Annotated in this window: 24 protein-coding genes; 20 read left to right on the forward strand and 4 right to left on the reverse strand. The window is 27.3% G+C overall.

What is annotated here, in order from left to right; all coding sequences use genetic code 11:
• The first annotated feature begins 12 nt into the window (after positions 1-12).
• From serA to F1B92_RS02575, 3 genes are read left to right on the forward strand one after another with little or no spacing between them, the layout of a single operon-like run.
• Entirely contained in the window at positions 13-1,593 is a 1,581-nt protein-coding gene (gene serA, locus F1B92_RS02565; RefSeq protein WP_326833077.1) for a phosphoglycerate dehydrogenase, read from the forward strand.
• Positions 1,594-1,596: 3 nt separating this feature from the next.
• Positions 1,597-2,493 (forward strand): Ppx/GppA phosphatase family protein, encoded by an 897-nt coding sequence (locus F1B92_RS02570; protein ID WP_154570348.1) that lies wholly within the window; start codon positions 1,597-1,599, stop codon positions 2,491-2,493.
• A 45-nt stretch (positions 2,494-2,538) separates the two neighbouring features.
• Positions 2,539-5,283 (forward strand): M16 family metallopeptidase, encoded by a 2,745-nt coding sequence (locus F1B92_RS02575; RefSeq protein ID WP_154570349.1) that lies wholly within the window; start codon positions 2,539-2,541, stop codon positions 5,281-5,283.
• Positions 5,284-5,287: 4 nt separating this feature from the next.
• Here F1B92_RS02575 and F1B92_RS02580 read toward each other — a convergent pair whose 3' ends face one another.
• The 3 genes from F1B92_RS02580 to glnA form a co-directional block, all read right to left on the reverse strand.
• A complete protein-coding gene (locus F1B92_RS02580; RefSeq protein ID WP_154570350.1) occupies positions 5,288-5,791 on the reverse strand; it encodes a threonine/serine exporter family protein in 504 nt (167 codons plus the stop codon).
• Positions 5,788-6,564: a threonine/serine exporter family protein gene (locus tag F1B92_RS02585; RefSeq protein ID WP_154570351.1), complete on the reverse strand. Its 777-nt coding sequence runs from the start codon at positions 6,562-6,564 to the stop codon at positions 5,788-5,790. Before F1B92_RS02585 ends, F1B92_RS02580 begins: the two co-directional genes overlap by 4 nt.
• 88 nt (positions 6,565-6,652) lie before the next feature.
• A complete protein-coding gene (glnA, locus tag F1B92_RS02590; RefSeq protein WP_154570352.1) occupies positions 6,653-8,080 on the reverse strand; it encodes a type I glutamate--ammonia ligase in 1,428 nt (475 codons plus the stop codon).
• Positions 8,081-8,317: 237 nt separating this feature from the next.
• On the opposite strand from glnA, the gene F1B92_RS02595 reads away from it, so the two are divergent.
• The 13 genes from F1B92_RS02595 to rplS all read left to right on the forward strand — a co-directional run bounded on the left by F1B92_RS02595 (position 8,318) and on the right by rplS (position 17,753).
• Complete coding sequence (locus tag F1B92_RS02595; RefSeq protein ID WP_154570353.1) at positions 8,318-9,574, forward strand: peptidase U32 family protein; 1,257 nt, start codon at positions 8,318-8,320, stop codon at positions 9,572-9,574.
• Positions 9,574-10,080 carry a 5-(carboxyamino)imidazole ribonucleotide mutase gene (purE, locus tag F1B92_RS02600; protein ID WP_154570354.1) on the forward strand — a complete coding sequence of 169 codons (507 nt, stop codon included), beginning with the start codon at positions 9,574-9,576 and terminating at the stop codon, positions 10,078-10,080. The genes F1B92_RS02595 and purE overlap by 1 nt, the downstream gene beginning before the upstream one ends.
• The gene (gene glyQ / locus F1B92_RS02605; RefSeq protein WP_154570355.1) at positions 10,077-10,940 is read left to right on the forward strand and encodes a glycine--tRNA ligase subunit alpha; all 864 of its coding nucleotides are present in this window, start codon (positions 10,077-10,079) and stop codon (positions 10,938-10,940) included. The genes purE and glyQ overlap by 4 nt, the downstream gene beginning before the upstream one ends.
• Positions 10,927-11,649: a Nif3-like dinuclear metal center hexameric protein gene (locus F1B92_RS02610; RefSeq protein WP_154570356.1), complete on the forward strand. Its 723-nt coding sequence runs from the start codon at positions 10,927-10,929 to the stop codon at positions 11,647-11,649. The genes glyQ and F1B92_RS02610 overlap by 14 nt, the downstream gene beginning before the upstream one ends.
• A 9-nt stretch (positions 11,650-11,658) precedes the next feature.
• Positions 11,659-12,366, forward strand: a complete 708-nt coding sequence (locus F1B92_RS02615) for a zinc ribbon domain-containing protein (RefSeq protein ID WP_154570357.1) — start codon at positions 11,659-11,661, stop codon at positions 12,364-12,366.
• A complete protein-coding gene (gene waaA / locus F1B92_RS02620) occupies positions 12,363-13,490 on the forward strand; it encodes a lipid IV(A) 3-deoxy-D-manno-octulosonic acid transferase (RefSeq protein ID WP_407643622.1) in 1,128 nt (375 codons plus the stop codon). Before F1B92_RS02615 ends, waaA begins: the two co-directional genes overlap by 4 nt.
• Entirely contained in the window at positions 13,490-14,245 is a 756-nt protein-coding gene (locus F1B92_RS02625; RefSeq protein ID WP_195836275.1) for a pseudouridine synthase family protein, read from the forward strand. Before waaA ends, F1B92_RS02625 begins: the two co-directional genes overlap by 1 nt.
• Positions 14,246-14,308: 63 nt before the next feature.
• On the forward strand, positions 14,309-15,643 hold the full coding sequence (gene ffh / locus F1B92_RS02630) for a signal recognition particle protein (protein ID WP_326833075.1): 1,335 nt from the start codon (positions 14,309-14,311) through the stop codon (positions 15,641-15,643).
• A gap of 78 nt (positions 15,644-15,721) precedes the next feature.
• Positions 15,722-15,949, forward strand: a complete 228-nt coding sequence (rpsP, locus tag F1B92_RS02635) for a 30S ribosomal protein S16 (protein ID WP_154570360.1) — start codon at positions 15,722-15,724, stop codon at positions 15,947-15,949.
• On the forward strand, positions 15,950-16,201 hold the full coding sequence (locus tag F1B92_RS02640; protein WP_154570361.1) for a KH domain-containing protein: 252 nt from the start codon (positions 15,950-15,952) through the stop codon (positions 16,199-16,201).
• Positions 16,194-16,715 (forward strand): ribosome maturation factor RimM, encoded by a 522-nt coding sequence (rimM, locus tag F1B92_RS02645; RefSeq protein ID WP_154570362.1) that lies wholly within the window; start codon positions 16,194-16,196, stop codon positions 16,713-16,715. Before F1B92_RS02640 ends, rimM begins: the two co-directional genes overlap by 8 nt.
• Positions 16,712-17,407, forward strand: coding sequence for a tRNA (guanosine(37)-N1)-methyltransferase TrmD (trmD, locus tag F1B92_RS02650; protein ID WP_154570363.1), 696 nt, complete (start codon positions 16,712-16,714; stop codon positions 17,405-17,407). Before rimM ends, trmD begins: the two co-directional genes overlap by 4 nt.
• Positions 17,397-17,753 carry a 50S ribosomal protein L19 gene (rplS, locus tag F1B92_RS02655; RefSeq protein ID WP_154570364.1) on the forward strand — a complete coding sequence of 119 codons (357 nt, stop codon included), beginning with the start codon at positions 17,397-17,399 and terminating at the stop codon, positions 17,751-17,753. Before trmD ends, rplS begins: the two co-directional genes overlap by 11 nt.
• A gap of 1,784 nt (positions 17,754-19,537) precedes the next feature.
• On the opposite strand, the gene F1B92_RS02660 is transcribed toward rplS, so the two are convergent.
• On the reverse strand, positions 19,538-21,235 hold the full coding sequence (locus tag F1B92_RS02660) for a Na+/H+ antiporter NhaC family protein (RefSeq protein WP_195836273.1): 1,698 nt from the start codon (positions 21,233-21,235) through the stop codon (positions 19,538-19,540).
• A 156-nt stretch (positions 21,236-21,391) separates the two neighbouring features.
• On the opposite strand from F1B92_RS02660, the gene F1B92_RS02665 reads away from it, so the two are divergent.
• The 4 genes from F1B92_RS02665 to F1B92_RS02680 are packed head-to-tail and all read left to right on the forward strand — an operon-like array spanning position 21,392 to position 25,200.
• Positions 21,392-22,585 (forward strand): M48 family metallopeptidase, encoded by a 1,194-nt coding sequence (locus F1B92_RS02665; RefSeq protein WP_154570365.1) that lies wholly within the window; start codon positions 21,392-21,394, stop codon positions 22,583-22,585.
• Positions 22,582-23,385, forward strand: a complete 804-nt coding sequence (gene prmC, locus F1B92_RS02670; protein WP_154570366.1) for a peptide chain release factor N(5)-glutamine methyltransferase — start codon at positions 22,582-22,584, stop codon at positions 23,383-23,385. Before F1B92_RS02665 ends, prmC begins: the two co-directional genes overlap by 4 nt.
• On the forward strand, positions 23,378-24,004 hold the full coding sequence (locus F1B92_RS02675; RefSeq protein ID WP_154570367.1) for a uracil-DNA glycosylase family protein: 627 nt from the start codon (positions 23,378-23,380) through the stop codon (positions 24,002-24,004). Before prmC ends, F1B92_RS02675 begins: the two co-directional genes overlap by 8 nt.
• Positions 24,001-25,200, forward strand: coding sequence for a type 1 periplasmic-binding domain-containing protein (locus tag F1B92_RS02680; RefSeq protein WP_154570368.1), 1,200 nt, complete (start codon positions 24,001-24,003; stop codon positions 25,198-25,200). Before F1B92_RS02675 ends, F1B92_RS02680 begins: the two co-directional genes overlap by 4 nt.
• Position 25,201 lies beyond the last annotated feature (1 nt).

Genomic DNA, 25,201 nt, shown 5'->3' on the forward strand with positions numbered 1-25,201 from the left:
TTTAAAGGATATATCATGAAAAGAATTATAATATGCGATGCCATAAACGAAGTTGGCTTTGAAATTTTAAAAAAAGAAAAAGGTTTTGAAATCATAGATGCATCTTCTACGCCTAAAGATCAACTATTAGAAAAATTAGAATCTGCTGATATTGCTATAACCAGAAGTCCTACAGAAATCAATGAGAATTTTTTAAATGCAGGAAAAAAGCTAAAAGCTATAGTAAGAGCTGGTGTTGGTGTTGATAATGTTGATATAAAAAGTTGTTCAAAAAGAGGAATAGTTGTTATGAATGTTCCTACTGCAAACACTATAGCAGCAGTTGAAATGACTATGTGCCATTTACTAAATTCAGCAAGAAAATATGTAAATTCTTGTAATGATCTTAAAATAGATAGAATTTGGAAAAGAGAAAAGTGGTACGGTTGCGAGCTTTATGGTAAAACTCTTGGTGTAATTGGTTTTGGAAATATAGGTTCAAGGGTTGGTATTAGGGCGTTATCTTTTGGTATGAAAGTAATTGCTTATGATCCTTATATTGAGCCATCAAAAGTTGTTGATTTAGGAGCTTTATATACTTCTAATTTGGATGAAATTTTAAAATGCGATTTTATCACTATTCACACCCCAAAAACAAAAGAAACAACAGATATTATTAGCGATAATGAAATATCTAAAATGAAAGATGGTGTTAGATTGATAAATTGTGCTAGAGGCGGTTTGATGAATGAAGACGCTTTAATATTTGGTTTAAAAAGTGGAAAGATAGCATATTTGGGCATAGATGTTTTTATGAAAGAGCCAGCCACAAATCATGAATTATTAAATTTTGAAAATGTTTGTGCTACTCCACATCTTGGTGCAAATACTATTGAATCTCAGCAAAATATTGCAAGACAAGCCGCTGAAGCAGCTATTAGCTCTTTACGTGGAATCTATTATCCAAATGCTTTAAATTTACCTATTAATACAGAAAATTTACCGTTCAAGGTAAAAAAATATTTAGATTTGATTTCAAAAATATCATATCTTGCTAGTCAAATTAATAAATCTCAAATAAAAGCCATTAAAGTGGAAGCTGCAGGTAGTATAAGTGAGCATTTAAAGCCGCTTTTAACTTTTGCTTTGGTTGGATGTTTAAGGGATCAATTAGGTGATGTGATTAATTATGTAAATGCCAAATTTGTGGCCGATGAAAGAGGTATTAAAACTGATGCTATTGCTGTTAGTGGCACTGGTTATAAAAGCAAAGTAACTGTTAAAATCATCACTGATAGTGAAATTTCAGAAGTTAGCGGAACTGTTTTTGGCGAAAGCGAAGAGAGAATTATAGAAATTAATGGATTTAAAACAGACTTTAAACCAAAAGGTAAAATGATATTTTTAAAAAATAGAGATGTGCCGGGTTTTATACGAGATATTAGTGCTATTTTGGCTGATTCTAAAATAAATATAGCAGATTTTAGACTAGGTCGTGGAAAAGAAGGCAATGCTTTGGCGGTTGTTCTTGTTGATGAATATGTCGATAAAGATATTATTGAAAAATTAAATTCAGTAGAAGCTTGCATTTGGGCAAGATATGCTACTATCTGATTTATGGTTATAGGAATTGATTTAGGCTCAAATACTCTACGCATTGCCTTAATGGATAAAAATTACAAGATATTACTATCAAAGGAATTTATCGTAGGCAGTGCTAGAAATTTAAAGCAAGGTTCAAAGCTGGATTTATTTGCAAAAAAACGAATTTTAAAAGCTCTAAAGGCATCAACTAAAATTTTTGATTATTCTAAATTTGAAGTGGTAGCAGTGGCTACTGAAGCTTTTAGAATGGCCAGCGATAGCGATTTGTTTTTTAATGCAATTTACTCTAAATTTGGTATAAAATTTTATATTATAAGTGGTATAAGTGAGGCTAAATTTGTAGAAATTGCCATTAAAAATCGTCTTAAAATTTTAGGTTTTAGTACTTCAAATTTGCTTTGCATAGATCTTGGCGGAGCAAGTACTGAAATATCATTTAATTATAATTATAAGAGTTTTAAATTTGGTATAATAAGATTTTTTAATGAGTATAAAGATATATCTTTAATGCAAAAACAAGCTAATTTTGTTACAAAAAATGCAAGGAAATTTATAAATAATTTATCATTTTCAAATTTAGTTTTAACTTCTGGAGTTCCAACGACAATAGCAGCTTTAAAAATGGGGTTAAATTATAATGAATATAATTCAAATTTAGTAAATGGAAATTTTATTAATTTTATTGATTTTGATAATATTATGAAATTGCTAATAAATTTAGATGATCAAAAATCAGATGAGTTGGTCGGCAAAAATAGATCATTTTTGGTGATTAGCGGAATAATTTTATTAAAATCTTTATTGAAAAATTTTGAAAATAGTGATTTTTTAGTTATTGATGATGGTCTTAGAGAAGGCATTATAATAGCTAAATTTGAAGGTATATTTGATAAAATAGTTAATTTTTAACTACATTACAAATTTTATAGATAAAAAATTATCAAGGATGAAATAATGAGAAGTATATTTATTTTATGTTTTGTTTTTTTAAGTATTTGTTTTGGGCTTAATATAGATAAGAATTTAACAATAGGCAAATTGGATAATGGTATAACTTATTATCTTTATAAAAACGAAATTCCAAAAAATAGCATAAATATGATAATGCATATCAAAGCAGGTTCTAGTGATGAAAGAGACGATGAACAAGGAATAGCACATTTTGTGGAACATATGGCATTTAATGGAACTAGAGATTTTGAAAAAAATGATCTCATAAAAGCACTTGAAAGTTTGGGTGTTAAATTTGGTGCCGATTTAAATGCTGCTACAAGTTTCAATGAGACAACATATAAATTAAATATTAAAAATAGTGATGAAAATATACAAAAAGCTTTAAAAGTTTTAGCGAATATGGGCTTCTTGGCTAAATTTACAGAAGATGAAGTTGAAGCTGAAAAAGGAGTTATAGCACAAGAAGAAAAAAATAGACGAAATGCTTACACTAGAATATCTGAACAAAATTTAAAATATTATTTTAAAGATAGCATCTATAAAGATCGCCTTCCTATTGGTAAAATGGATGTTGTTTTAAATGCAACACCTAAGCTTTTAAGGGGATTTTATGATAGATATTATCAACCACAAAATACAAGCCTTGTTGTTGTTGGTGATTTTGATAAGGATATGATGATTAAGTATATAAAAGAGAATTTTAATGAATTTAAAAATAAAAGCGAGATAAATTTTGTTGATAAAAAAATTGGTTTTTTTAATGATTTGGTAATTTTTAATGCACATGATAAAGAAATCAACAATAACTCTGTTAGCTTGATGTTTGAAAGCGAGTCTAAGCCTTTAAATTCATTAGAAAATTTAAAAGAGAGTTTTATTTATGATTTTATTTCAAGACTTATTTTTATGAGAAATGAAGCACAAAAATTTAATGCAAATAGCGTTATTGATATAAATTTTTATCCATCTGAATTTTATAATCAAAAAACTCTTTTCACCTTTAGCGCTTCTGTCTTAGGGAATGATTTTAACGCCAGTATAGATAAAATTTCATCTTTAATTAAAGATATAAAAGAAAATGGTTTTAATAAAAATGATTTTTTAACTATCAAAAAACAGCTTTTAGAAGAGAATTTAAATATCCTAAATCAAACGTTAGTAAGCGATGAAATAGTATTTAATATTTTAAATTTAATTGAAAATAAAACTATTTTTTTGAGCAAAAAAGATAGATATTTGATAAATGATAAATTTATTAAGAATGTAACTTTAAATGAGCTTGAAGAGAAATTTAGAAATTTGATAAAATCAGATGGTGTTTTGATCAGCTTAATTTCTAAAAATCCAGTTTTTTTAAGTAAAGATGATTTTAGGAAAATTATTTCAAATTCTAAAATTAATAATCAATTCTCAAAAAATCTTCCTAATTCACTTCTTGATAAAGAGCTTAAAAATGTAGATATTAAGAGCAGTTTTTATGATGATAAAAATCAAATATATTTTTATGAATTTGAAAATGGTGCAAAACTTGTTTTTAAAGAGGTAGCAACTAAAAAAGATGAGATATTTTTTAAAGCTTTTAAAAAGGGTGGTTTGACAAATTTCCAAGATATAAAAAATCCAAATTTTGCCGTTGATATCTCAAATGGAAGCGGTATTGGTGAATTTAATAATTATGAAGTTGGAGTTATAACAGCTGGCGAAATTTTTAATTTTTCTAAATTTATAAATAGAATTTCTCTTGGATATTTTGGCAGTGTTAGAAGCTCGGATTTAGAAAATTTTTTTAAAGCTTTTTATGTTGATTTTGAAAATCCAAAAATAGATGAAAATTATCTTAAGAATTATCAAACTTTATCTCTTGATGCATTGAAAAAAAATGAAGAGAATCCAGATTATAAATTTGCTAAAGAATTTAATGAGTTTTACTATAAAAATAGTTTAAAGATGAAATTTACATCACAAGATGATATTAAAAATATAGAAATTTCTAAATTAAGAAATTTTTTAAGTGAAAATTTTAAGAATGCAGGAGAGTATTATTTTGTTTTTGTGGGCGATATGAAAGCACAAGATTTTATAAAAATAGCTAAAAATTATATTGGAAATTTAAAAGGCTTTAAAAACTCAACCAAAATTTTAGATGACAATATTAGAGGATTGAATAAAAATGCTACTTTTAAAAGATTTTATTTGAGTGAAAATGTAGCAAAATCTTCAATCTTTATAAAAGGGCAAAATCTGGATTTTACACCAAAAAATTATATGAGCTTAAGTATTGCTACTGAAATTTTAAATGTTTTAATGAGAGAGGAGATTAGAGAAAAACACTCTTTAACTTATGGAATTTATGCCTATTCAAATTTAGAAAAACTACCTTTTAATCAAAATTATACAAAAATTTCTTGGACTTGCGAGCCAAAAGATAGCGATAAAATAGTAGAGATGGTCAAAGATAGAATTTCGTTTTTAAAAACTAAATTTAAAGATGAAAAAGAGTTAAATAATATAAAACTTATAAAAAAAGTAGCTCTTGAAAAAGCATATGAAGAGCCATCGTTTTGGCTAAGTGAAATTACTGGTGCTTTGCTTTTTGATACAGAAATTTATAATAAACAAAGGGCTTTAAATTTACTCAATGGCATTACTTTAAAAGATGTAATTGATGTTTCAAATATAGCTTTTGATTTAGAAAATTTAATATACTCATCAAATTCTTTTAAAGAATTAAATAAGCATCAATAGATGCTTATTTTTTAATATATTTATTTCTAAAATTTTTTCTTCTAGTCATTGTAAAAGATTTTTCATAAAACACTAAAAGTGCTACAGAAATTCCAATAGCTAGCGCAAACATTGTAGAAATTGTCGTAAATCCATAATCAAAAATTTCTACTAAATAGTGGATCTTTTTAGCTTCATCTTCGCTTTTTATAAACATAAAAACAGCCAGAACTGTCTTGTATGCAAAAAGCCCAGGAATCATCGGTAGAAGCGATGGAAAAGCTAAAATTTCTATTGGCGTTTTTAATTTTTGTGCTACAAAAACACACACAAGACCAACACATAAAGCACTTAGAAATGTAGCAAGTGCGTAATTAATTGTATTTGCTAAAATCAAAACTCTAAGCATAAATCCGCAACCGCCAAACAAGGCACAAAAGATTAAAATTTGCTTAGGTGGTTTATTTGCATAAGAAAAACCAAGTCCGGCAATAGCTGCAAATATACCGTTTATTAAAAATTCACTCATTGTATAAAACCAAAATTTACAATAGTAAGAGTGATATAGATTCCAATACTCATACAAAGAACTAAAATTGCTGTATTTACTATCCTACTTAAGCCAATCAAAACATTTCCATCAAGTATATCAAACATTGAATTTAATAAAATTATCCCAGGAAATAGATATAAAATGCTAGCACTAATGGATGCAGATGGTGTGCTACTGAGGTTAAATTCATAAGATAAAAAAGCTATAAAAGATGATATAAAAGCAGATATTATATATATAATTCTTAAATCAACATTGTGTTTAGTTAGAAAATTTTTAAGTAAAATTCCCATAAAAGTACCAATTATCACAAAACAAATTGCCCAAAAATCACCATGAAAAAGTCCGCAAAAAGCCCCAAAGCTAAAACTTATTAAAATATTTGCAAAGAGTTGATTTTGTTTTTTAGGCTTTATGATTGCATTATAAATTTTTATAGCTTCTTCAAGGCTTAATTTCTCGTCTTTAATAGCCCAACTCAGTGCACTAAGTTCAGAAACGACTTCTAAATTTATATTTAAATTTTTAGCGTCTTTTATGAGAGTTGTTTTGTTGTGTGGATTTGAAATATCATTTAGACTGATATTTATAAATTTTAAAAGCACAAAAATAGATGCTTCATAGCCATAGCTTAGAGCTATTCTTTTTATGCATCTTATTACTCTGCTATTGTGAGCACCCATTCCAATCAAAGAGTCAGCATAATCTGCTAAAAAATTTGTTAGTTCAAAAATATCAACTCTTTTCATTATAACCTTTATAAAATTAATTATTTTTCTAATTTAGTCTTAAAATATTTATTAATTAAAATAAAAATTTGAGGCTAAAGCCCCAAATTTAACAAGAATAGCAAGTTTTAAATTCAAACGCAGTTGGTCTAGCTTCATATGGCCAAACTTGAGTTTCAAATTTAAATCTTTGATATGCCTGTATAAACTCATCACTCATTACAGGTTTTAGATATTGATTATCTCTAATTAAAGCTTCTAAGCCCCCTCTTAATGTGTGAGGAAATTGTTCTATGCCTTTCTCGCGAATTTCATCTAAAGTTAGCTCAAATAAATTTATATCCATTGGTCCAACTGGTTCATATTTATTTTTAATGCCATCAATTCCAGCTAGCAACATAGCAGAAAAAGCCAAATAAGGACAAGCAGTAGAGTCAGGAAATCTCATTTCAGCTCTAGTGCTTTTTTCGTTACTTCCATAAGGAATTCTAATCGAAGCAGAGCGGTTTTGACAAGAGTAGGTTAAAATGCTCGGAGCTTCAAAACCAGGAATTAATCTTTTAAATGAATTTGTGCTAGGATTTGTAAAGGCCGTTAAGCTTCTAGCGTGCTTCAAAACTCCGCCAATATAGTGTCTTGCTGTATCGCTTAAATTTCCATATGTTCCGTTTTTGTAAAATAAATTTACACCATCTTTCCATATGCTTTGATGTACATGCATTCCACTTCCATTATCACCATAGAGCGGTTTTGGCATAAAAGTTGCGGTTTTTCCGTTTAAATGAGCAACCATTTTTACTACGTATTTATATTTTTGCACGTTGTCAGCAGCTTCTACTAAAGTCCCAAATTTAACTCCTATTTCGCCTTGACCTTGCGCTACTTCGTGATGAGCTATAAAAACCTCAAGTCCTATTTGCTCTAAAACCTGCACCATTTCAGCCCTTAAATCTACCATACTATCAATCGGTGCAATCGGTGCATAACAGCCCTTAGCTCCTCCTCGATGACCTGTATTATAGCCATCTTTATACTCTTTTGCACTATTCCAATCGCCTTCTTCGCTATCAATTTTATACATAGCACAATCCATAGAATCTATTATTTTAACGTCATCAAATACAAAAAACTCATTCTCAGGTCCAAAATAACAAACATCGCCAACTCCACTTTTTTGAAGAAATTCTTCAGCTTTTTTAGCAATTGAGCGAGGACATTTTTCGTACATTTGACCTTTATAAATATCATAAACATCACAAATTACAATTACAGTAACATCGGCCGTAAATGGATCTAAAAATGCTGTTTGAAGGTCTGGTTTTAAAATCATATCTGACTTATTTATAGGTTGCCACGCTTCAACACTGCTTCCATCAAAAGGAATTCCATCTATAAAATTTTTATCAAGTCTTTTATAATTGTAAGTCATATGATGCCAAGTGCCTTTTAAATCAGTAAATCTAAAATCTACAAATGCTACCTCATTTTCATCGCAAAATTTAAAAAAATCATCGCTATTTTTTACAAATTTACCCATTATCTCTCCTTAAAAATTTAAGTGTTGATTTTACCATATTTAAATTTATAATTTTATAAATTTTTTAATTTTTGTGTTTATTTTGAAATTATTTAAGATATGGTTATACTAAACAAATCATATAAAAATTTGTTAAATTTAGTAATTTTTTATAAAAATTTAACCAAAAAAGTATCTTTTAAGAAAAACTGATATAAAATTAGAAATTTCATTTATAAATTTAATTAAGGAAAAGATTTGAACAAACCTGAACTTTTATCTCCAGCTGGAAATTTAACTAAGCTTAAAATCGCTCTAAATTACGGAGCAGATGCTGTTTATGCAAGTATGGGATCGTTTTCTTTAAGGCAAAGAAGTGCAAAGGAATTTAATCCGCAAAGTTTTGAAGAAGGTGTTAGTTTAACTCATAAATTTGGTAAGAAATTTTATGCCACCATAAATGGTTTTCCATCAAATGCACAGCTTGAAAATTTAAAAAAACACATCGAATTTTTAGGAAGCATAGGAGTTGATGCTTTTATAATTGCAAGTCCAAGTGTTATAAATTTGGCTAAAAATATAGCACCAGATATCGAAATTCATCTTTCAACTCAAGCAAATGTGATGAATTATTTAGATGCTAAGGTTTTTTATGATATGGGCGTGAAAAGAGTTGTAGTGGCCCGAGAAATAGGGCTAAAAGATGTTATTAAGATAAAAGAAGAATTGCCAAATTTAGAAATAGAAATTTTTATTCACGGCTCAATGTGTTTTGCTTATAGTGGAAGATGTTTAATAAGTGCCCTTCAAAGTGGGCGTTTTAGCAATCGTGGAAGCTGTGCTAATGATTGCAGGTTTAATTATGAAATTTATGCTAAAAATGATGAAAGCGGAGCTTTATTTAGACTAAATGAAGATGAAAATGGCACTTATATAATGAATTCAAAAGATCTAAATTTAGCCTCTCATATTGAAAAAATCATTAAAAGCGGAGCAGTTGATAGCTTTAAGATTGAGGGTAGAACAAAAAGCGAGTATTACGTAGCCTGTGCTACAAATGCTTATAGAATGGCAATTGATGATACTATAAATAATAAATTTAATCCTGAAATTTATCAAAAAGAGCTTCATACGTTAAAAAACAGAGGTTTTACAGATGGATATTTGGTTAGTCGCCCTTTTGAAAAAAAAGATACTCAAAATTTCGATTCAACTCTCGAAGAAGGAACTCATCAAGTATGTGCTATTAGCGAAGATGGAGTAAGTTTTAAAACTAAATTTAAAATAATTTTAAATGAAAGTTATGAAATTTTTACACCAATGGATGGTGTAATTAATGAAATAAATAACGAAATAGGTAAAATTTATAAAAAAGATGGTAAATTTTTTGTTAAATTTAAAACTTTAAAAGCAAAAAACAATAAAGAATTTAGTGAAATTCATAGTGGGAATATTAATGAAATTTTACTTCCTACAAAATTACCTAAATTTAGCTTTTTAAGAAAGGAAATATAATGGAATTTGTATCTATAATAATGGGCAGTTCTAGCGATTATGATGTAGCAAATGAGGCTGTTAAAGTGTTGGAGAAATTTGGTGTTTTGTTTGAAATGATAGTTAGCTCAGCTCATCGAAGTCCGCAAAGAACTGTTGACTATATTAAAGAAGCGGAGCAAAAAGGTGCTTGTGTATTCATATGTGTAGCTGGCATGGCAGCACATTTGGCTGGAGTTGTGGCTTCTAAGACTATCAAACCTGTGCTTGGAATTCCTGCAGGAGGTGGGGCTTTAAATGGAGTTGATGCTCTTTACTCAACCGTTCAAATGCCTGGAGGAATTCCTGTTGGAACCTTAGCAATTGGCAAAGCGGGTGCAAAAAATGCAGCATATTTGGCGATAGAAATTTTAGCTTTAAGCAATACAGAACTTGCATCTAAATTAAAAATGGATAGAGAAGATATGCAAAAGGCTGTTTTAATGGATTCTGCAAAAATAGAAGTTTTATTAAAGGGACAAAAATGACATTTTCAAAGATTATTTTAACACTTCAAGAGTATTGGAAAGAACATGGTTGCTTGGTAGTTCAGCCTTATGATATGCCCGCTGGTGCAGGTACTTATCATAATGCTACTTTTTTAAGAAGTTTAGGCAAAGATCCGTGGAGAGCTGCTTATGTTGCACCATCAAGGCGTCCAACAGATGGCAGATACGCAGAAAATCCAAATAGATTAGGGGCATATTATCAATTTCAAGTAATCTTAAAGCCAAGTCCTGATAATATACAAGAATTATATTTAAAAAGTCTTGAGAGATTAGGTCTTGATCTTAAAAATCACGATATTAGATTTGTAGAAGATAATTGGGAGAGTCCTACTCTAGGTGCTTGGGGGTTAGGTTGGGAAGTTTGGCTTGATGGTATGGAGGTAACTCAATTTACATATTTTCAGCAAGTTGGCGGTATAGTTTGTGAGCTAATAAGTGGAGAGATAACTTATGGGCTAGAGCGACTTGCTATGTATTTACAAAATAAAGATAATGTGTATGATATAGTTTGGGATGATTTTAATGGACATATTGTAACATATGGTGATGTTCATAAAAGAAGTGAGTATGAATTCTCTAAATACAACTTTGAATTTGCAGATACAAATATGCTTTTTGATATTTTTGATAAATTTTCTAATGAATGCAAAAGTATTCTTGAGAAAAATTTAGCACTTCCTGCGTATGATTATTGTATGTTAGCAGCACATATTTTTAATGTTTTAGATGCAAGGGGCGTTATAAGTGTAACTCAAAGACAAGAATATATCCTAAAAATAAGAGAGCTAGCTAAGGGTTGTGCTTTAGTTTATAGTGGTGGTTTAGATGAAAATATCTGAAATTTATAAAATTTTGGATGAAATAGCTCCTTTTGAATTTCAAGAATCGTGGGATAATTCTGGAATTTTATTAGGAAGTATGCAAAGCGAATTTGATAAAATTTATTTAAGTTTAGATATAGATAGTGATATGCTTGACAAGGTAGATGAAAATTCTTTAGTCATAACTCACCATCCGCTGATTTTTAAAGGATTAAAAAATATAGATTTTACCAAATATCCATCAAATTTAATCTATAAAATGATAAAAAAAGATATAAAACTTATCTCTATGCATACAAATTTTGATAAATGCATTTTAAATAGATATGTTGCAACTGAAATTTTAAAGTATAAAATAGTAGATGAGCAAGATTTTTTGATTTTTATGGAGGTTAATATGGAATTTGATAAGCTTTGTTTTGATATAAAAACTAAGTTGAACATAAAAAATTTAAGGGTTGTGAAATCAAAAAATTATATAAAAAATATAGCACTTTGCACTGGAAGCGGGTCTGATTTGATAGGAAAAATTGAAGTTGATTGTTTTTTGACTGGAGATTTGAAATATCATACTGCATTAGAAAATTTAGAAAATAAACTATCTTTGATAGATATTAATCATTACGAGAGCGAGTGCTATTTTGCAGAGTCTTTGGCTAAAAATTTGCAAAAAAATAAAATAAAAGCTATAATTACAAACTCAGTTAATCCATTTAGTTATATTTAAGGACAGTTTATGAACAAAAATTTAGAGCAATTAGTAGAACTTTCAGATTTTGATAAAAAAATAGATGAATTTTTTCCAAAAATCGAGAATTTAGACAGAAAGATAAATTTAAAATTGGAAGAAATTTCAGATTTTGAAAAGAAAAAGTGTAATTTTGAAATAGAAATTGATGCTTTAAAGACACAAATTTCTAAAACAAATATAAGAATTTCTGAATTTTCAACTAAACTTCAAAATATCCAAATAAAAAGAAATAATATCAAAACAGATAAAGAGTTAAAAGCACTTGATGTAGAAGAAGATTTAGCAAAAGATAGCTTAGAAGCCTTAAACGAAGAGATAAATAAACTAGAAAAGTTAAACTCTCAAAAATCAGATGAGCTTATAGAGATAAATGAGAATCTAAAAAAATTGCAAACACAACTAGATAATATTAGCGAAGATGCTAAAAAGAATAAAGATATTTTGCAAAATCAAAGAGATGAAATTTGCATTAAAAAAGATAATTTAATTAAAAATATGGATCAAAAACTGATATCTTTTTATCAAAAAATTAGAAAATGGGCTAAGAACTCAACTGTTGTTCCTGTTAAAAAACAGGCTTGTTATGGTTGTTTTATGCACATAAATGATAAAACATATGGTTCTGTTATAAAAGGTGAAGAGATAATAACTTGTCCTCATTGTGGAAGAATTTTATATAAAGCTGCTGAGTGATATATAATATTTTTTGCTTTTTGGTATGGCTTTTTTGTGTGCCATTTTTAATGTTTTTTAGCGTTAAAAAGAAGTATAGATTAAGCATACCATCTAGATTTTTTTTGTATAAAAACTCGCCATTAAAACAGAGTGATGTTCATTTTCATGCTTGTAGTTTTGGCGAGATCAATAGTTTGGAGATTTTATCTAAAAATTTTAATTCATCTTTTTCAGTTATCACTCAAACAGGTCTTGAAAAAGCATTAAAATTCAATAATAACTCTAAATTCTTACCATTTGAGTTGTTTTTACCATTTTGGCTTTCAAAAAGCAAAGTTTTAGTGATTTTTGAAGCTGAACTTTGGCTAAATTTAGTGAAATATGCAAAAAAAAATGGAGCTTTTGTAATTCTTTTAAATGCTAGAATAAGCGATAAATCATATAAAAAATATTTGAAATTTAAATTTTATTATAAACAAATTTTTAATAATATCGATTTAGTGTTAGCTCAAAGCAATATTGATGAGATAAGGTTAAAAGAACTTGGTGCTAAAAATATAAAAGTAGTTGGAAATATAAAAAGTGCAAATTTAAAGCAAGTTTCTAAAATTTATCCTAAATTTAAGGAAAAATTGATTATTGTGGCAAGCTCTCATGATGGAGAAGAAGAGTTAATTTTAAAATCTATAAAACCAAAATTAAATCAAAAATTTTTGATTGCACCCAGACACCCTGAGAGGTTTAAAAGAGTATCTAAGATATGTGAAGATTTTGCAAAAAGAAATTCTTTAAAATTTGAAAAATTTTCATCAAATTTAGGTCTAAAATCTGATATTATTTTGCTTGATACAATGAATGAGCTTATAAATTTTTACAAAATTTGCGATGTTGTTATTTTGTGCGGAAGTTTTATTGATGGTATAGGAGGACACAATCCAATAGAAATAGCACAGTTTAATAAACCAATAATAAGTGGTAAATTTTTTTACAATCAAAAAACACTATATGATTTAGTTGGCGGTATTAAATTTACTGATTTATCTAATATAAATGATATTTTAAGTCTAAATTTAGAGAGAAGTTATATTAAAAATAGTTGTAATTTTGATGAGATTGTAAATTTGATTAAGGAACAAATATGATGCTAGAAAAGGCGTATAAAATTTTGGCTTTGCAAGAAAATATTTCCAACAACGAAGCAAAAAAGTTAATAGACAATAATTTAGTATTTATTGGAAATAAACGTTTAAACATTGCCAGACAAGAGCTTAATAGTAATACTAAATTTAGAGTTTTAAAGATCAAAAAACCAAGCATTATTTTTGAAGATAAGAACATAATAGCCGTTAATAAGCCAAATTTTATAATTAGTGAAAGTTTAGAAAAAATATATAAAGCTAGGCTTTTAAACAGGCTCGATAGGGAAACAAGCGGAGTTGTTTTGCTAAGTAAGAGTGATGAATTTAGAAAAACAGCTATAAATGAGTTTAAAAATTTAAGAGTAAAAAAGAGTTATATTGCTATTGTGAGTGGTATTATAAGTGAAGATATTGAAATAAATGAGCCAATTTTAACTATAAAGGGCAAAAATGGAGCATTTTCTAAAATTTCATCACAAGGAAAACAAGCCGTAAGTTTTGTAACTCCACTTATGATAAGTGGTAAGAAATCTTTAATAAAAATAGACATTAAAACAGGACGCACTCATCAAATTAGAGTGCATTTATCAAGCATAGATCATCATATAATTGGCGATGAAAAATATTCAAAAAAATCAGCAAATAGAATGTATTTACACTCATACAAAACAGAGTTGCTGGATTATAAATTTATTGCTAATCTTGATGAAAGTTTTAATAATTTTGGTTTTGAAATTACAAAAAATATGAAATTTTAATCAAATTTAAGAATAAATATAGTAAAATAAACCCTTTAATTATGAAAATAAGAGAGGTAAAACGTGTTTGAACAAATAAGTGAGTCTTTTAGAACCGCTGTTAATAAGCTTAGAATTGTTGATGATGACAAAGCATTAAAAAATGCTATTGATACTCTAAAAAAGGCACTTTTAAAAGCCGATGTTCATCACAAAGTTACCAAAGAGTTGCTGAGATTGATTGAAAGTGATGTGAGGATTAATGGCGTAGGTCAAAAGCAGTTTTTGGATGCTATTAAAAATAATCTAACTTCTATATTGACTGCTCCTGGAAATCAAGGTTTTGTGTTTGCTAGCAAACCGCCAACTACTGTTTTAATGGCTGGGCTTCAAGGAAGCGGAAAAACAACAACAACGGTAAAACTTGCAAATTATTTAAAGTTAAGAAAAAGAAAAGTTTTGATAGCAGCTTGCGACTTACAAAGACTTGCAGCGGTAGAGCAACTTAGACAACTTTGTGTGTCTAGTGAGCTTGATTTATTTTTTATAGATGGTGAAAAAAATGCTATAGAGGTTGCAAAAAAGGCTTTAAATAAGGCAAAAGCAGAACTTTATGATGTCCTTTTGGTAGATACTGCTGGAAGGCTTGCTATAGATGAAAATTTAATGTCCGAGCTAAAAGATATAAAAAATTTACTTCAACCAGATGAAATTTTTTATGTAGCTGATGCTATGAGTGGTCAAGATGGAGTTAGAAGCGCTGCTACTTTTAATGAGAATTTAGGAATTACTGGAGTGATTTTAAGTAAATTTGATGCAGACACTAAGGGTGGAGTAGCTATTGGCATAGCACAGCAAATTTCGATTCCGTTAAGATTTATAGGCACTGGTGAGAAGGTTGCAGATATTGAAAGTTTTATCCCAGATAGAATTGTAGGTAGAATCATGGGTGAAGGCGATTTAGCAACTTTAGTTGAAAAAACTAGTGTTATTTTTGATGAAAAAAATGTAAAAGAGATAAGTAAAAAGATTAAAAAAGGTCATTTTACTTTTAATGATTTTATCAATCAGCTTGAAAGCGTTAAAAAACTAGGAAATATGAAAAATTTAATATCTATGCTTCCTGGAATGGGCAAAATTTCAGATCAGATTAAAGATATAGATTTAGAAAATTCAAAAGAAATAATACACATTAAAGCAATGATTAGTTCAATGACACCAAAAGAGAGAGAAAATCCTGATTTATTAAACAATTCCAGAAAGCGTCGCTTGGCTCTTGGATCAGGGCTTAGTCAAAATGAGGTTAATAAATTTTTAAAGCAATTTAGTAATGCATCTAAAATAGCTAAAAAGTTATCAAATAAAGGCAGTATGAGAAATATAGCATCTATGATGCAAAATCCAAATTTTCCTAGATAGGAAATTTGGGTAAAATTTTATTATGAGTAAAATTTTTTATTTTTAATAAAGTTTTATATTAAATTTAAGGAGAAAAAAATGGCAACAGTTATAAGATTAACAAGATTGGGTAGAAAGAAACAACCTTTTTATAGAATCGTAGTTACAGATAGTAGAAAAAGAAGAGATGGTGGTTTTATTGAAAGTATTGGTTATTATAATCCTATGGTTGAACCAGAAGTTATTAAATTTGATGCAGAGAGACTTGCTTACTGGAAAGGCGTAGGTGCTAAGCTTAGTGATAGAGTAGCTAGAATTACAAAATAGATGGTAGAAGAATTTTTAAAACAATACGCGATTTTGATCGCCGAAAAGCCAGAAAAAATTAGTGTAAAAAAGCTAAGTTTAAAAGATAGTGTGGTGGAATTAATTATTTATGCCGACAAGGTTGATATTGGAAAGCTGATTGGAAAAGATGGTAGAATTATTAATGCCATCAAAACAGTTATTTTAGGTTCAAAATCGAAGTCCAATTTTTCATATAAAGTTAATGTTAAGGCTATTGAAGATAATGAATAGTCTTTTAGAAGTGGCTATTTTAGGAAAAACTGTAGGCTTAAAAGGTGCATTAAAATTGCACAATAAAAGTGATTTTCCATCCCAATTCAAAAAAGGTGCTAAGTTTTTTTTAAAAAATGGAAACGTTATTGAAATTTTGAAATTTAAAGAAAATTTAGTAGTTTTTAAGGATTATGAAGATATAGATTTAGCTAAAAATTTAGTTAATGAAAAACTTTTTCAAAGCATTGAAAACACCAAAAAAATTTGTAAATTAAAAAAAGATGAATTTTTTTATTTTGATATAATTGGTATGAAAATTATTGAAAATGGCAAAATTTTAGGAAAAGTTAGTGATATTTTTGAAGTTGGAAGTAGCTATTTGTTTGAAATCAAGACGGATGAAAATTTAGTAAAAGATGGTTTTAATAAAGTCTTTTATGTGCCATATGTGGATAAATACGTAAAAAAAATTTGTCTCGAAGATAAAAAAATAGAAAGTAATCACGCTTTTTTAATACTGCAAGAATCATGAAATTTAGCTTTATTACACTTTTTGAAACTTTAGTTAAACCATATTTTGATGACTCTATTTTAAAAAGAGCTTTTGAAAATGGCTTGATTGATATAAATTTTATAAATCCAAGAGATTTTAGTAAAAATAAATATAAAAAAGTAGATGACTATATTATAGGTGGCGGTGCTGGGCTTTTAATGAGTGTTGAGCCGCTATCAGAAGCGATAAAATATATTGCAAATCAAGACAAGGATACACATTTTGTTTTTATTAGTCCTGCCGGAAAGAGATTTAAACAAAAAGATGCAAAAAGATTAGCTAAATTTAATCATATAGCCTTTATTTGTGGAAGATATGAAGGCATTGATGAAAGAGTGGTTGAGAATTATGCAAATGAAGTTTTTTGTATAGGTGATTTTATTTTAACTGGCGGAGAACTTCCTGCTTTGTGTATTTGTGATGCTATAAGTAGGAATATAAAGGGCGTTTTGGGAAATGATAAATCACTAGAAATAGAGAGTTTTGAGTGTGGAATGCTAGAAGCTCCAGCTTTTACAAAGCCAAATATTTTTAGAAATTCTTTTGTAATTTCAGAGTTTTTAAAGGGAAATCATGCTAAAATATCGGTTTTAAAAAATGAGATGGCGAAATTAAAAACTAGGTATTTTCGCCCTGATTTGTACATTTTAAAGGAAAAATATGAGAAATAAATACATAGAAGCATTTGAAAATGCTGAAATCAACAGCAAAAGCATTCCTGAATTTCGTGCTGGAGATACTTTAAGGGTTGCTGTTAGAATTACAGAGGGTGATAAAACAAGAGTTCAGTATTTTGAAGGAATTTGTATAGCTAGAAGAGGAAGTGGGACTGGAGAAACTTTCATTATTAGAAAAATAGGTGCTAATAGCGTTGGTGTTGAGAGAATTTTTCCTATTTATAGCGAAAGCATAGAGGAGATTAAAGTTCTTAGATATGGTAGAGTTAGGAGGGCAAAACTATTCTATTTAAGAGATAGAAGAGGTAAGGCCGCAAAAATAAAAGAACTTAGAAAATAAAAGAGTTTTATACTCTTTTATATTTTGTTTATCCAATAATTGACATTTGTAATATTTGTAAAATTCATTTGAGAATTTTGAAAATTTTTATGTTAGATAAATATGATTTATAAAATTATTTGTTTGATTTTATAAATAAAATATTAAGATATTAGTAGTAAATTTTCTTTTTATATTGATTGTTTTGTATTTTATTGGCTGAAATTTGTATTTTTTAGACAATTATTTTTTATACATAAATAATTGTGATATTTTAATTAGCTTCAGTCAATTTTTGTAAAAATATAAAAATAATAAATATTATATTGTATTTAAAAAATAATAGGATTTTTGAACGAATAAAATTTAACAACAAATATCTAGCAAATAAAATAATTAAAATTTATTAAATTAAAATACGATTTTATTTTGATAAAAATTTTCAATTAAAAATTACTAGAAGAATATGTTATAAAATAAGCCTTTTTATAATTAAACAATAAATGTTTATCAAGATTGTTTATATATGAGAATAACTCTAATAAATATTTTTTTTATAATTTGTGACAAACCTATAAATATTTAAACTTAACAAACCTAAACTGCAACAAATTAGCCCCAAGTTATAATTTTACTTAGGAAAATAAGTGTATTTTGTCTCTAGTAAATTTATAAAAAAATTTTCTGTTTTCATTTGGAAGCCATAAATTTGCTAAAAATTTAGAAAAATAATCTATAAAATTTTTAAACAAATTCAAATTCTAATGCTAAAAGAGTGTAAAATTTAGTGCTAAAAATAGATGAGAGTTATTTTATAAAAATCTAAATTTTTGCTTTTTGCGTAAAAAGGTCGTAGTAAAACTTGTTAAATTTAATAAAATGCTCTGACTTTAAAAATTAACTATAAGGCAATAATCTTTTTTGGTGGTTTTAAAAGTAAAAATTAGTTTGTAAATAAAATATTATTTTAGAGATATCATAAGGCTAGAATGACTAAATTTAGAGGAATAAAGAGGAAAAATTTTTGTATTTTAAAGTGTTAATTTGGTATTATACTAGATGGCAAATAAAAAATTATATCAAATTCTATAAAAATTAATTTTTGTTTTGTTAAGCCAAATAAAATATCAAAATTTATCAAAAATTTTTTAAGAAATTAAATTTGATGGCAAATTTTCATTTACCGAACAAACATACATTTGTACTTTTAAAAAAAGTTGATAAAACTACTCATTGATTGAATTTTTTGATTTAGAAAATTTAAAGAATAAAGATTGGCCATTTATAATATTATAGACCAAATTAATTGTTGATATATTCTTAGGCTAACCAATTAATTAAAATATTTTTGATCATATTTTAGAATGAAATTAGCTTAGTTATATTTAAAAAAGACTTTTACAGATTGACTATTTTATTAAAATTTTAAGTGTTTTAAAAAAGAATTTTCTATTTTTATTTAAAAACAAATTTACAGTAATGCAAAAATAGGTAATAAATTTTAATAAGAAAAACTAAATTTAAGTCTTTTGATATTAAATTTATAACTAAATTTAATAAAATGATTACTTCATATTCTTAAATTCATAGCAACTCGTTTGCAATACTTTTCATCCACTTTTACCGCTAAATTTAATTTAATAAATTTTTCAAACTTTCATCAATAAAATTACGATCTAACATTTTCATAAATTTAGCCAAATAGCCCATGCTTGCGAAATACTTAATTTAAAAAACATTTATAAACAAATAAAAATTTGTATATTAAAAGCTAAATTTAAGAGTGCAAATCACACACTTAAATTTTACTCCACCTTTTTACCTATTACTCTTAAAATCACAAAAATGCTTACTATTGCTACAGTAAGACTTAGCCAAACATTGAAACCAAATGCTACAGGAATATAACCAAAAATCACACTTATAAAACCTATTAAAAGTGCATAAGGCATCTGAGTAGAAACGTGATCCATATGATTACATCCAGAACCCATTGATGAAAGGATTGTTGTATCAGAAATTGGAGAGCAATGATCTCCAAAAATTGCACCAGTTAAAACAGCTCCGATATTCATAATCACATAAGAATGAAGCATTTGAGTGTCAAATCCACTATTATTTCCTATAGCAAAAGCAAGCGGAATGGTTAGTGGCATTAAAATTCCCATAGTTCCATAACTAGTACCAGTGGAAAAAGAAATAAATGAGCCAAAAATAAAAATCACAGTAGGAAGCACCCAATAGCTTATGTTATTTGATAACATTTTTACCAAATACTTAGATGTGCCAAGATCTTTAATAACAGAACTCAAAGACCAAGCAAGAAGCAAAATCACTATAGTTATAATCATAGTTTTCCAACCTTTCAACCATACGTTAATTGCTTCACTTATGCTAAATATTTTTCTATATGCACCCATAAAAATCGCTATAATTGTTGCAAACAATGCAGCTTGAAAAAGTACAACAGAAGCATCTGCATTGCCAAAAGTCTCCCTAAGTGCTAAAAGCGAAAAAGGAGCATTTTTTACATTTTCTAAAATTTCACCTTCTAAAGCATTATAGCCATTTATATAAAAGCCCATAATAGAGCTTATCATTAATGCTAAAATAGGTATTAAAGCATTTGATACTAATAACTTTACTCCTTCTTTTGGAAGCAGAGATTTATCTTCTATATCATCCATTTTTATTTCGTTTTTAGATATAGTAACGCCAGTTGTTCTAGCTCTGATTTCTGCTTTATACATTGGTCCAAATTCTCTTGACATTATAGCGGTAGCAAAAACAAAAATAATCATCAAAATATTGTAAAACCTGTATGGAATTGTCTCCAAAAATATTGCAAAAGCATTTACATCTGTCATTCCTATAATTTCATATGATGATTTGATTACAGAAAGTTCATATCCTATCCAAGTAGAAATTATGGCTATACCAGAAATAGGAGCTGCTGTTGCATCTATAATAAATGCCAACTTCTCTCTAGAAACTTTAAATTTATCAGTTACAGGACGCATTACAGGACCTACTATTAGAGCATTTGCATAGTCATCAAAAAATACGAAAAGCCCCATAAACCAAGTAGAAATTTGAGCTGATTTATGGCTTTTTGCTTTTTTTGAAAGCCACTTTGCTACTGCTTTTGTTCCACCCATTCTTGTTACAAGTGCAACCACGCCACCAATAGCTAAAACTTGTAGTATGATTCCTGCATTCCAAGGATCTGCCATTGATTTTACTATCCTATTGCTTAACTCTACAAAACCTTTTAAAAATGAAGCAAAAAAACTATGATTTGCAATACAAATCATAAAAGTTCCACTAAAAACTCCTATAAAAAGAGAAAAAATAACATCTTTTGTTATAAAAGCTAAAGCAATAGCAACAATTGGTGGTATGAGAGTTAAAATTCCAAATTTTTCAGAATTTATAGTAGCTAAATCATTGCCAAAAAGAAGCATCGGCAACAAACATAAAAATAAAAAAGCAATTTTTTTCATCAGCAACCTAACTTTTATTAAAATTAAAACCTTAAGTATATCATCACAAAACTTATATTTAAATTTAATTTTATTAAATTTTGATATGTATTGGCTTAGTTAATCAAATTTTAAACTAAATTTGTATAAAATCAAGAAATTTTTAGGAGAATTATTATGTTGATAATTTTGATATCTTTTTTTGTAGTTTACGCAGGGATAAAAGTAACTTTAGAACTTATTGAGATAAAATTTATAAACTCAGAGCTTTTAAAAGAGCCTGTAATTTTGGAAAAAGACGCCTTTATAAGGGCTGGAGAAATATCTATAATAAACAGAAAATTTGAAATTTTTTCTCTTTTGTATGAGCTTATTTTTATTATTATTTGGCTTAGTTTTGGGCTTAAATTTTTATATGAATATATCGTAAAAAACGGCAGTATTTTGGAAAATTTAACTTTTGTGATGAGTTTTGTTATCATCTCTTCTTTCATAAATTTACCACTTGAAATTTATTCTAAATTTGTAAAAGATAAGAAATTTGGATTTTCAAATTTAGATTTTAAAACTTTTTTACTCGATACTTTAAAAAGTTTATTTTTGATGCTTGTATTTGGTTCATTATTTGTTTATTTGCTGTTGGTTATCATTAATTTTTTAGGTAATTTATGGTGGTTTTGGGCTTCTATTATATCTTTTATGATTATTTTATTTATGAATTTTATATATCCAACGATAATTGCACCTATTTTTAATAAAATTACAAAACTTGAAGATGTTGAATTAAACGGATCGATTTGCGAATTATTGCAAAAGTGCGGATTTAAAAGCAATGGCGTTTTTGTGGTAGATGCTAGTAAGCGCGATAATCGCTTAAATGCCTATTTTGGCGGCTTAGGAAGTGCAAAAAGGGTAGTGCTTTTTGATACCATTATACAAAAATTAACTAAAGATGAAATTTTAGCAGTTTTGGGGCATGAGCTTGGTCATTTTAAAAATAAAGATATTATCAAAATCTTAATTTTTGCATTTATTATTATTTTTTTAGTTTTTTTAATTTTAGGAAATTTGCCATTAAGTGTTTTTGAAGCTGTTGGAATTGACAAAAATGGCGGAAGTATTATAGTGATGATATCAATTTTATCTAGTTTGATATCTTTTATCATAACGCCTATACAATCATTTTTAAGCAGAAAAAGAGAATTTGCGGCTGATAAATTTGGAGCTTTAGTAAAAGATAAAATTTCAATGTCAAATGCTCTTATAAAGCTTGGTCATGAAAATAAAGCTTTTCCAAAATCAAGTAAAATTTATTCGTCTTTTTATCACTCTCATCCAAGTCTATATGAGAGAATTTGTGAGCTTAAATGAAGGTATTTGAGGCATTTAAATTTGCTATAAATTTTTTAGATTCTAAGATAATAGCAAAAGAGCTTTTGAAATTTCATCTTAAATTAGATGATAATAATTTTTTGCTAAATTTTGACGAAAAATTGAGCTTTAAAGATGATTTTATAGAGCTTTTGAAGAGATATAAAAATGGCGAACCGCTTGAATATATTACTAAAAGATGTGAATTTTTTGGAGATGAATTTTATATAGAAAAAGGTGTTTTAATACCAAGATTTGAAACAGAAATTTTAGTTGAAAATGTTTTAGAAATAGCACAAAATTTTCAAAATCCAAAAATTTGCGAGATAGGATTTGGAAGCGGTATCATCTCTCTTACTTTAAAAAAACATCTTAAAAATTGTGAAATTTTAGCTACTGATATATCTAAAAAAGCTTTAAAAATAGCAAAAAAAAATGCTTTAAATTTTGACTTAGAGGTTGAATTTTTAAATACTTCATTAATGGATGGAGTGTGTGGAAATTTTGATATTATAGTTTCAAATCCTCCATATATTAAAAATTCTTACAAAATTGATAAATGGGTAGCAAATGAACCAAAAGAGGCTTTATTTGGCGGAGAAAATGGTGATGAAATTTTAAAGGATATTATAAAATTAGCTAAAAATAGAGCTAAATTTTTAGCTTGCGAAATAGGATACGATCAAAAAAATTCAATGCAAAATGAGTTGATAAATAGTAATTTTGAAGCGATTTTTTATAAAGATTTAGCTGGTTTTGATAGAGGTTTTATAGCTAAAAATAGGACTTTTGATGACTAAATTTCAACAACTTTTAGCTTATAAGGCATTTGGATATGAATTTGTTGATGATGAGTTGTTGAATTTAGAAAAAAAAAGTTATTTTCAAAGCTTAGATGATTTAAGATTAAATTTAAAAACTTGCGAATTATGTAATTTATCAAAAAGCAGAACCAATACCGTCTTTTCTAAACAGTTAAATGCAAAATTGATGATTATTAGGCTGTATCCAAATAAATTTGAAGATAAAAGCGGAAAAGTTGCAGATATAAATAGTAAATTTAAGGAAAAATTGCTACAATACACTTGTTTAGGTGAGGATGAAATCTATGTTAGTTATTTAGTTAAATGCTTATGTACTAGCAAAGTAGTTGATGATTTTATTTATAAATGTAGCCCTTATGCTTTTGATGAGATTGAAAAAATTAATCCCAAAATCATCATAACAATGGGAGATATTTGCTCTAAAACTATTTTAAAGGATAAAAATTTGCCAAATTTAGAAATTTCTCATGGCTCTATTTTTAGAGAAAATAAGCGTTTTATACTGCCTTTTTTTGATGTTGATTTTATCTTGTCAAATCCTAGTAAAATTGAAATATTTAATGAAGATTTAAAAAAAATAAAAGAGTTGCTATGAGAAAAATTATATTGTTTTTAGTTTTTAGTTTTCTTATTTTAGATGCAAAAGTTCAAAAATTATCTAACATTATGCCTGCTAAATGCGAGTATTTAAATTTTGAGCCAGGAATTTGTGATAATGCTTGTTTAGTAAATTTAGTTAATGAAAATAAAATTTTTAGTTTTTTGTCTATGTATAAAGATGAATTTAGTGATGAAAATTTAAGAAAAATTTATGCTATAGCCAATAATGAAACTGCTACACTAAGTGCTATTAATAATTTATCTTCATCTGATAAAATAGGCGTTTTGCTTCCACAAAATGTAATTGGAAATTATGCAAAAGTTGTAAGCAATGCTATTTTTTCTTATATAACATCGCAAAATTTAGAAATAGAAGTTAAATTTTATCTAAGCGGAAATGAAAGTAGATACTCTTTAGAAAATGTTTTAAATAATATTAAAAATGATGGAATCTCTGTTGTTATAGCACCAGTTACTGTCGCTGGAGCAAAATTTATCGCTAATAATGCTGATGAAAATATACTGTTTTTCATACCAACTTTAAGTTATGAAATGGTTGGAATCAGTAAAGGAAATATATTTTTTGGCGGAATTAATTATCAAGAGCAAATTTTAAAATTATTAAATACCTCATCAAATAAGATTGTTATTTTTTCAGATAATTCAGAATTAGCAAAAACATTAAATAGGTATATTTCTCAATACAATTTAGATCTTTTTTCTACCATCTTTATTTCGGATGAAAAAACAACTCTTTTAGGTATGGTGGATAATAGTTTAGATGATAGCTTGATTTTTTTAAATTTGCCACTTCAAAAAACATCTCTTGTTATAAATGAGCTTGCGTTAAATGACATCAAACCAGCTTCTCTTCTTAGTACTCAAATAAATTATTCTCCAAAGCTTTTATCATCAACAAAATATGATTATAGAAAAAATTTATATATAGCAAATATTATAAATGAAATTCCTCAAAATGTATTGTTAAATTCCTTTTTGTTTGGCGTTGATATGAATTATGATTGGGTTGCATACTCAACTGCAATAGGTCTTGATTACTTATATTCTGTTTTTGTAAATACAAATCATACTAGAATTTTTAAGGAGAATATAATTGGCTCTAGCATTGATTATGAATCTAAAATTTATCAGACGAATAGATATAAATTTATAAAATATAATCCAAATTAAA

The organism is Campylobacter portucalensis (assembly GCF_009690845.1).
GTDB lineage: Bacteria > Campylobacterota > Campylobacteria > Campylobacterales > Campylobacteraceae > Campylobacter_B > Campylobacter_B portucalensis.

What these genes read in the sequence shown, in the direction of transcription:
- F1B92_RS02570 (WP_154570348.1), top strand. Translation starts at nt 1,597, where the DNA reads ATGGTTATAGGAATTGATTTAGGCTCAAATACTCTACGCATTGCCTTA.
- F1B92_RS02575 (WP_154570349.1), top strand. Translation starts at nt 2,539, where the DNA reads ATGAGAAGTATATTTATTTTATGTTTTGTTTTTTTAAGTATTTGTTTT.
- F1B92_RS02580 (WP_154570350.1), bottom strand. Translation starts at nt 5,791, where the DNA reads ATGAGTGAATTTTTAATAAACGGTATATTTGCAGCTATTGCCGGACTT.
- F1B92_RS02585 (WP_154570351.1), bottom strand. Translation starts at nt 6,564, where the DNA reads ATGAAAAGAGTTGATATTTTTGAACTAACAAATTTTTTAGCAGATTAT.
- glnA (WP_154570352.1), bottom strand. Translation starts at nt 8,080, where the DNA reads ATGGGTAAATTTGTAAAAAATAGCGATGATTTTTTTAAATTTTGCGAT.
- purE (WP_154570354.1), top strand. Translation starts at nt 9,574, where the DNA reads ATGGAATTTGTATCTATAATAATGGGCAGTTCTAGCGATTATGATGTA.
- glyQ (WP_154570355.1), top strand. Translation starts at nt 10,077, where the DNA reads ATGACATTTTCAAAGATTATTTTAACACTTCAAGAGTATTGGAAAGAA.
- F1B92_RS02610 (WP_154570356.1), top strand. Translation starts at nt 10,927, where the DNA reads ATGAAAATATCTGAAATTTATAAAATTTTGGATGAAATAGCTCCTTTT.
- F1B92_RS02615 (WP_154570357.1), top strand. Translation starts at nt 11,659, where the DNA reads ATGAACAAAAATTTAGAGCAATTAGTAGAACTTTCAGATTTTGATAAA.
- F1B92_RS02625 (WP_195836275.1), top strand. Translation starts at nt 13,490, where the DNA reads ATGCTAGAAAAGGCGTATAAAATTTTGGCTTTGCAAGAAAATATTTCC.
- rpsP (WP_154570360.1), top strand. Translation starts at nt 15,722, where the DNA reads ATGGCAACAGTTATAAGATTAACAAGATTGGGTAGAAAGAAACAACCT.
- F1B92_RS02640 (WP_154570361.1), top strand. Translation starts at nt 15,950, where the DNA reads ATGGTAGAAGAATTTTTAAAACAATACGCGATTTTGATCGCCGAAAAG.
- rimM (WP_154570362.1), top strand. Translation starts at nt 16,194, where the DNA reads ATGAATAGTCTTTTAGAAGTGGCTATTTTAGGAAAAACTGTAGGCTTA.
- trmD (WP_154570363.1), top strand. Translation starts at nt 16,712, where the DNA reads ATGAAATTTAGCTTTATTACACTTTTTGAAACTTTAGTTAAACCATAT.
- rplS (WP_154570364.1), top strand. Translation starts at nt 17,397, where the DNA reads ATGAGAAATAAATACATAGAAGCATTTGAAAATGCTGAAATCAACAGC.
- F1B92_RS02660 (WP_195836273.1), bottom strand. Translation starts at nt 21,235, where the DNA reads ATGAAAAAAATTGCTTTTTTATTTTTATGTTTGTTGCCGATGCTTCTT.
- F1B92_RS02665 (WP_154570365.1), top strand. Translation starts at nt 21,392, where the DNA reads ATGTTGATAATTTTGATATCTTTTTTTGTAGTTTACGCAGGGATAAAA.
- prmC (WP_154570366.1), top strand. Translation starts at nt 22,582, where the DNA reads ATGAAGGTATTTGAGGCATTTAAATTTGCTATAAATTTTTTAGATTCT.
- F1B92_RS02675 (WP_154570367.1), top strand. Translation starts at nt 23,378, where the DNA reads ATGACTAAATTTCAACAACTTTTAGCTTATAAGGCATTTGGATATGAA.
- F1B92_RS02680 (WP_154570368.1), top strand. Translation starts at nt 24,001, where the DNA reads ATGAGAAAAATTATATTGTTTTTAGTTTTTAGTTTTCTTATTTTAGAT.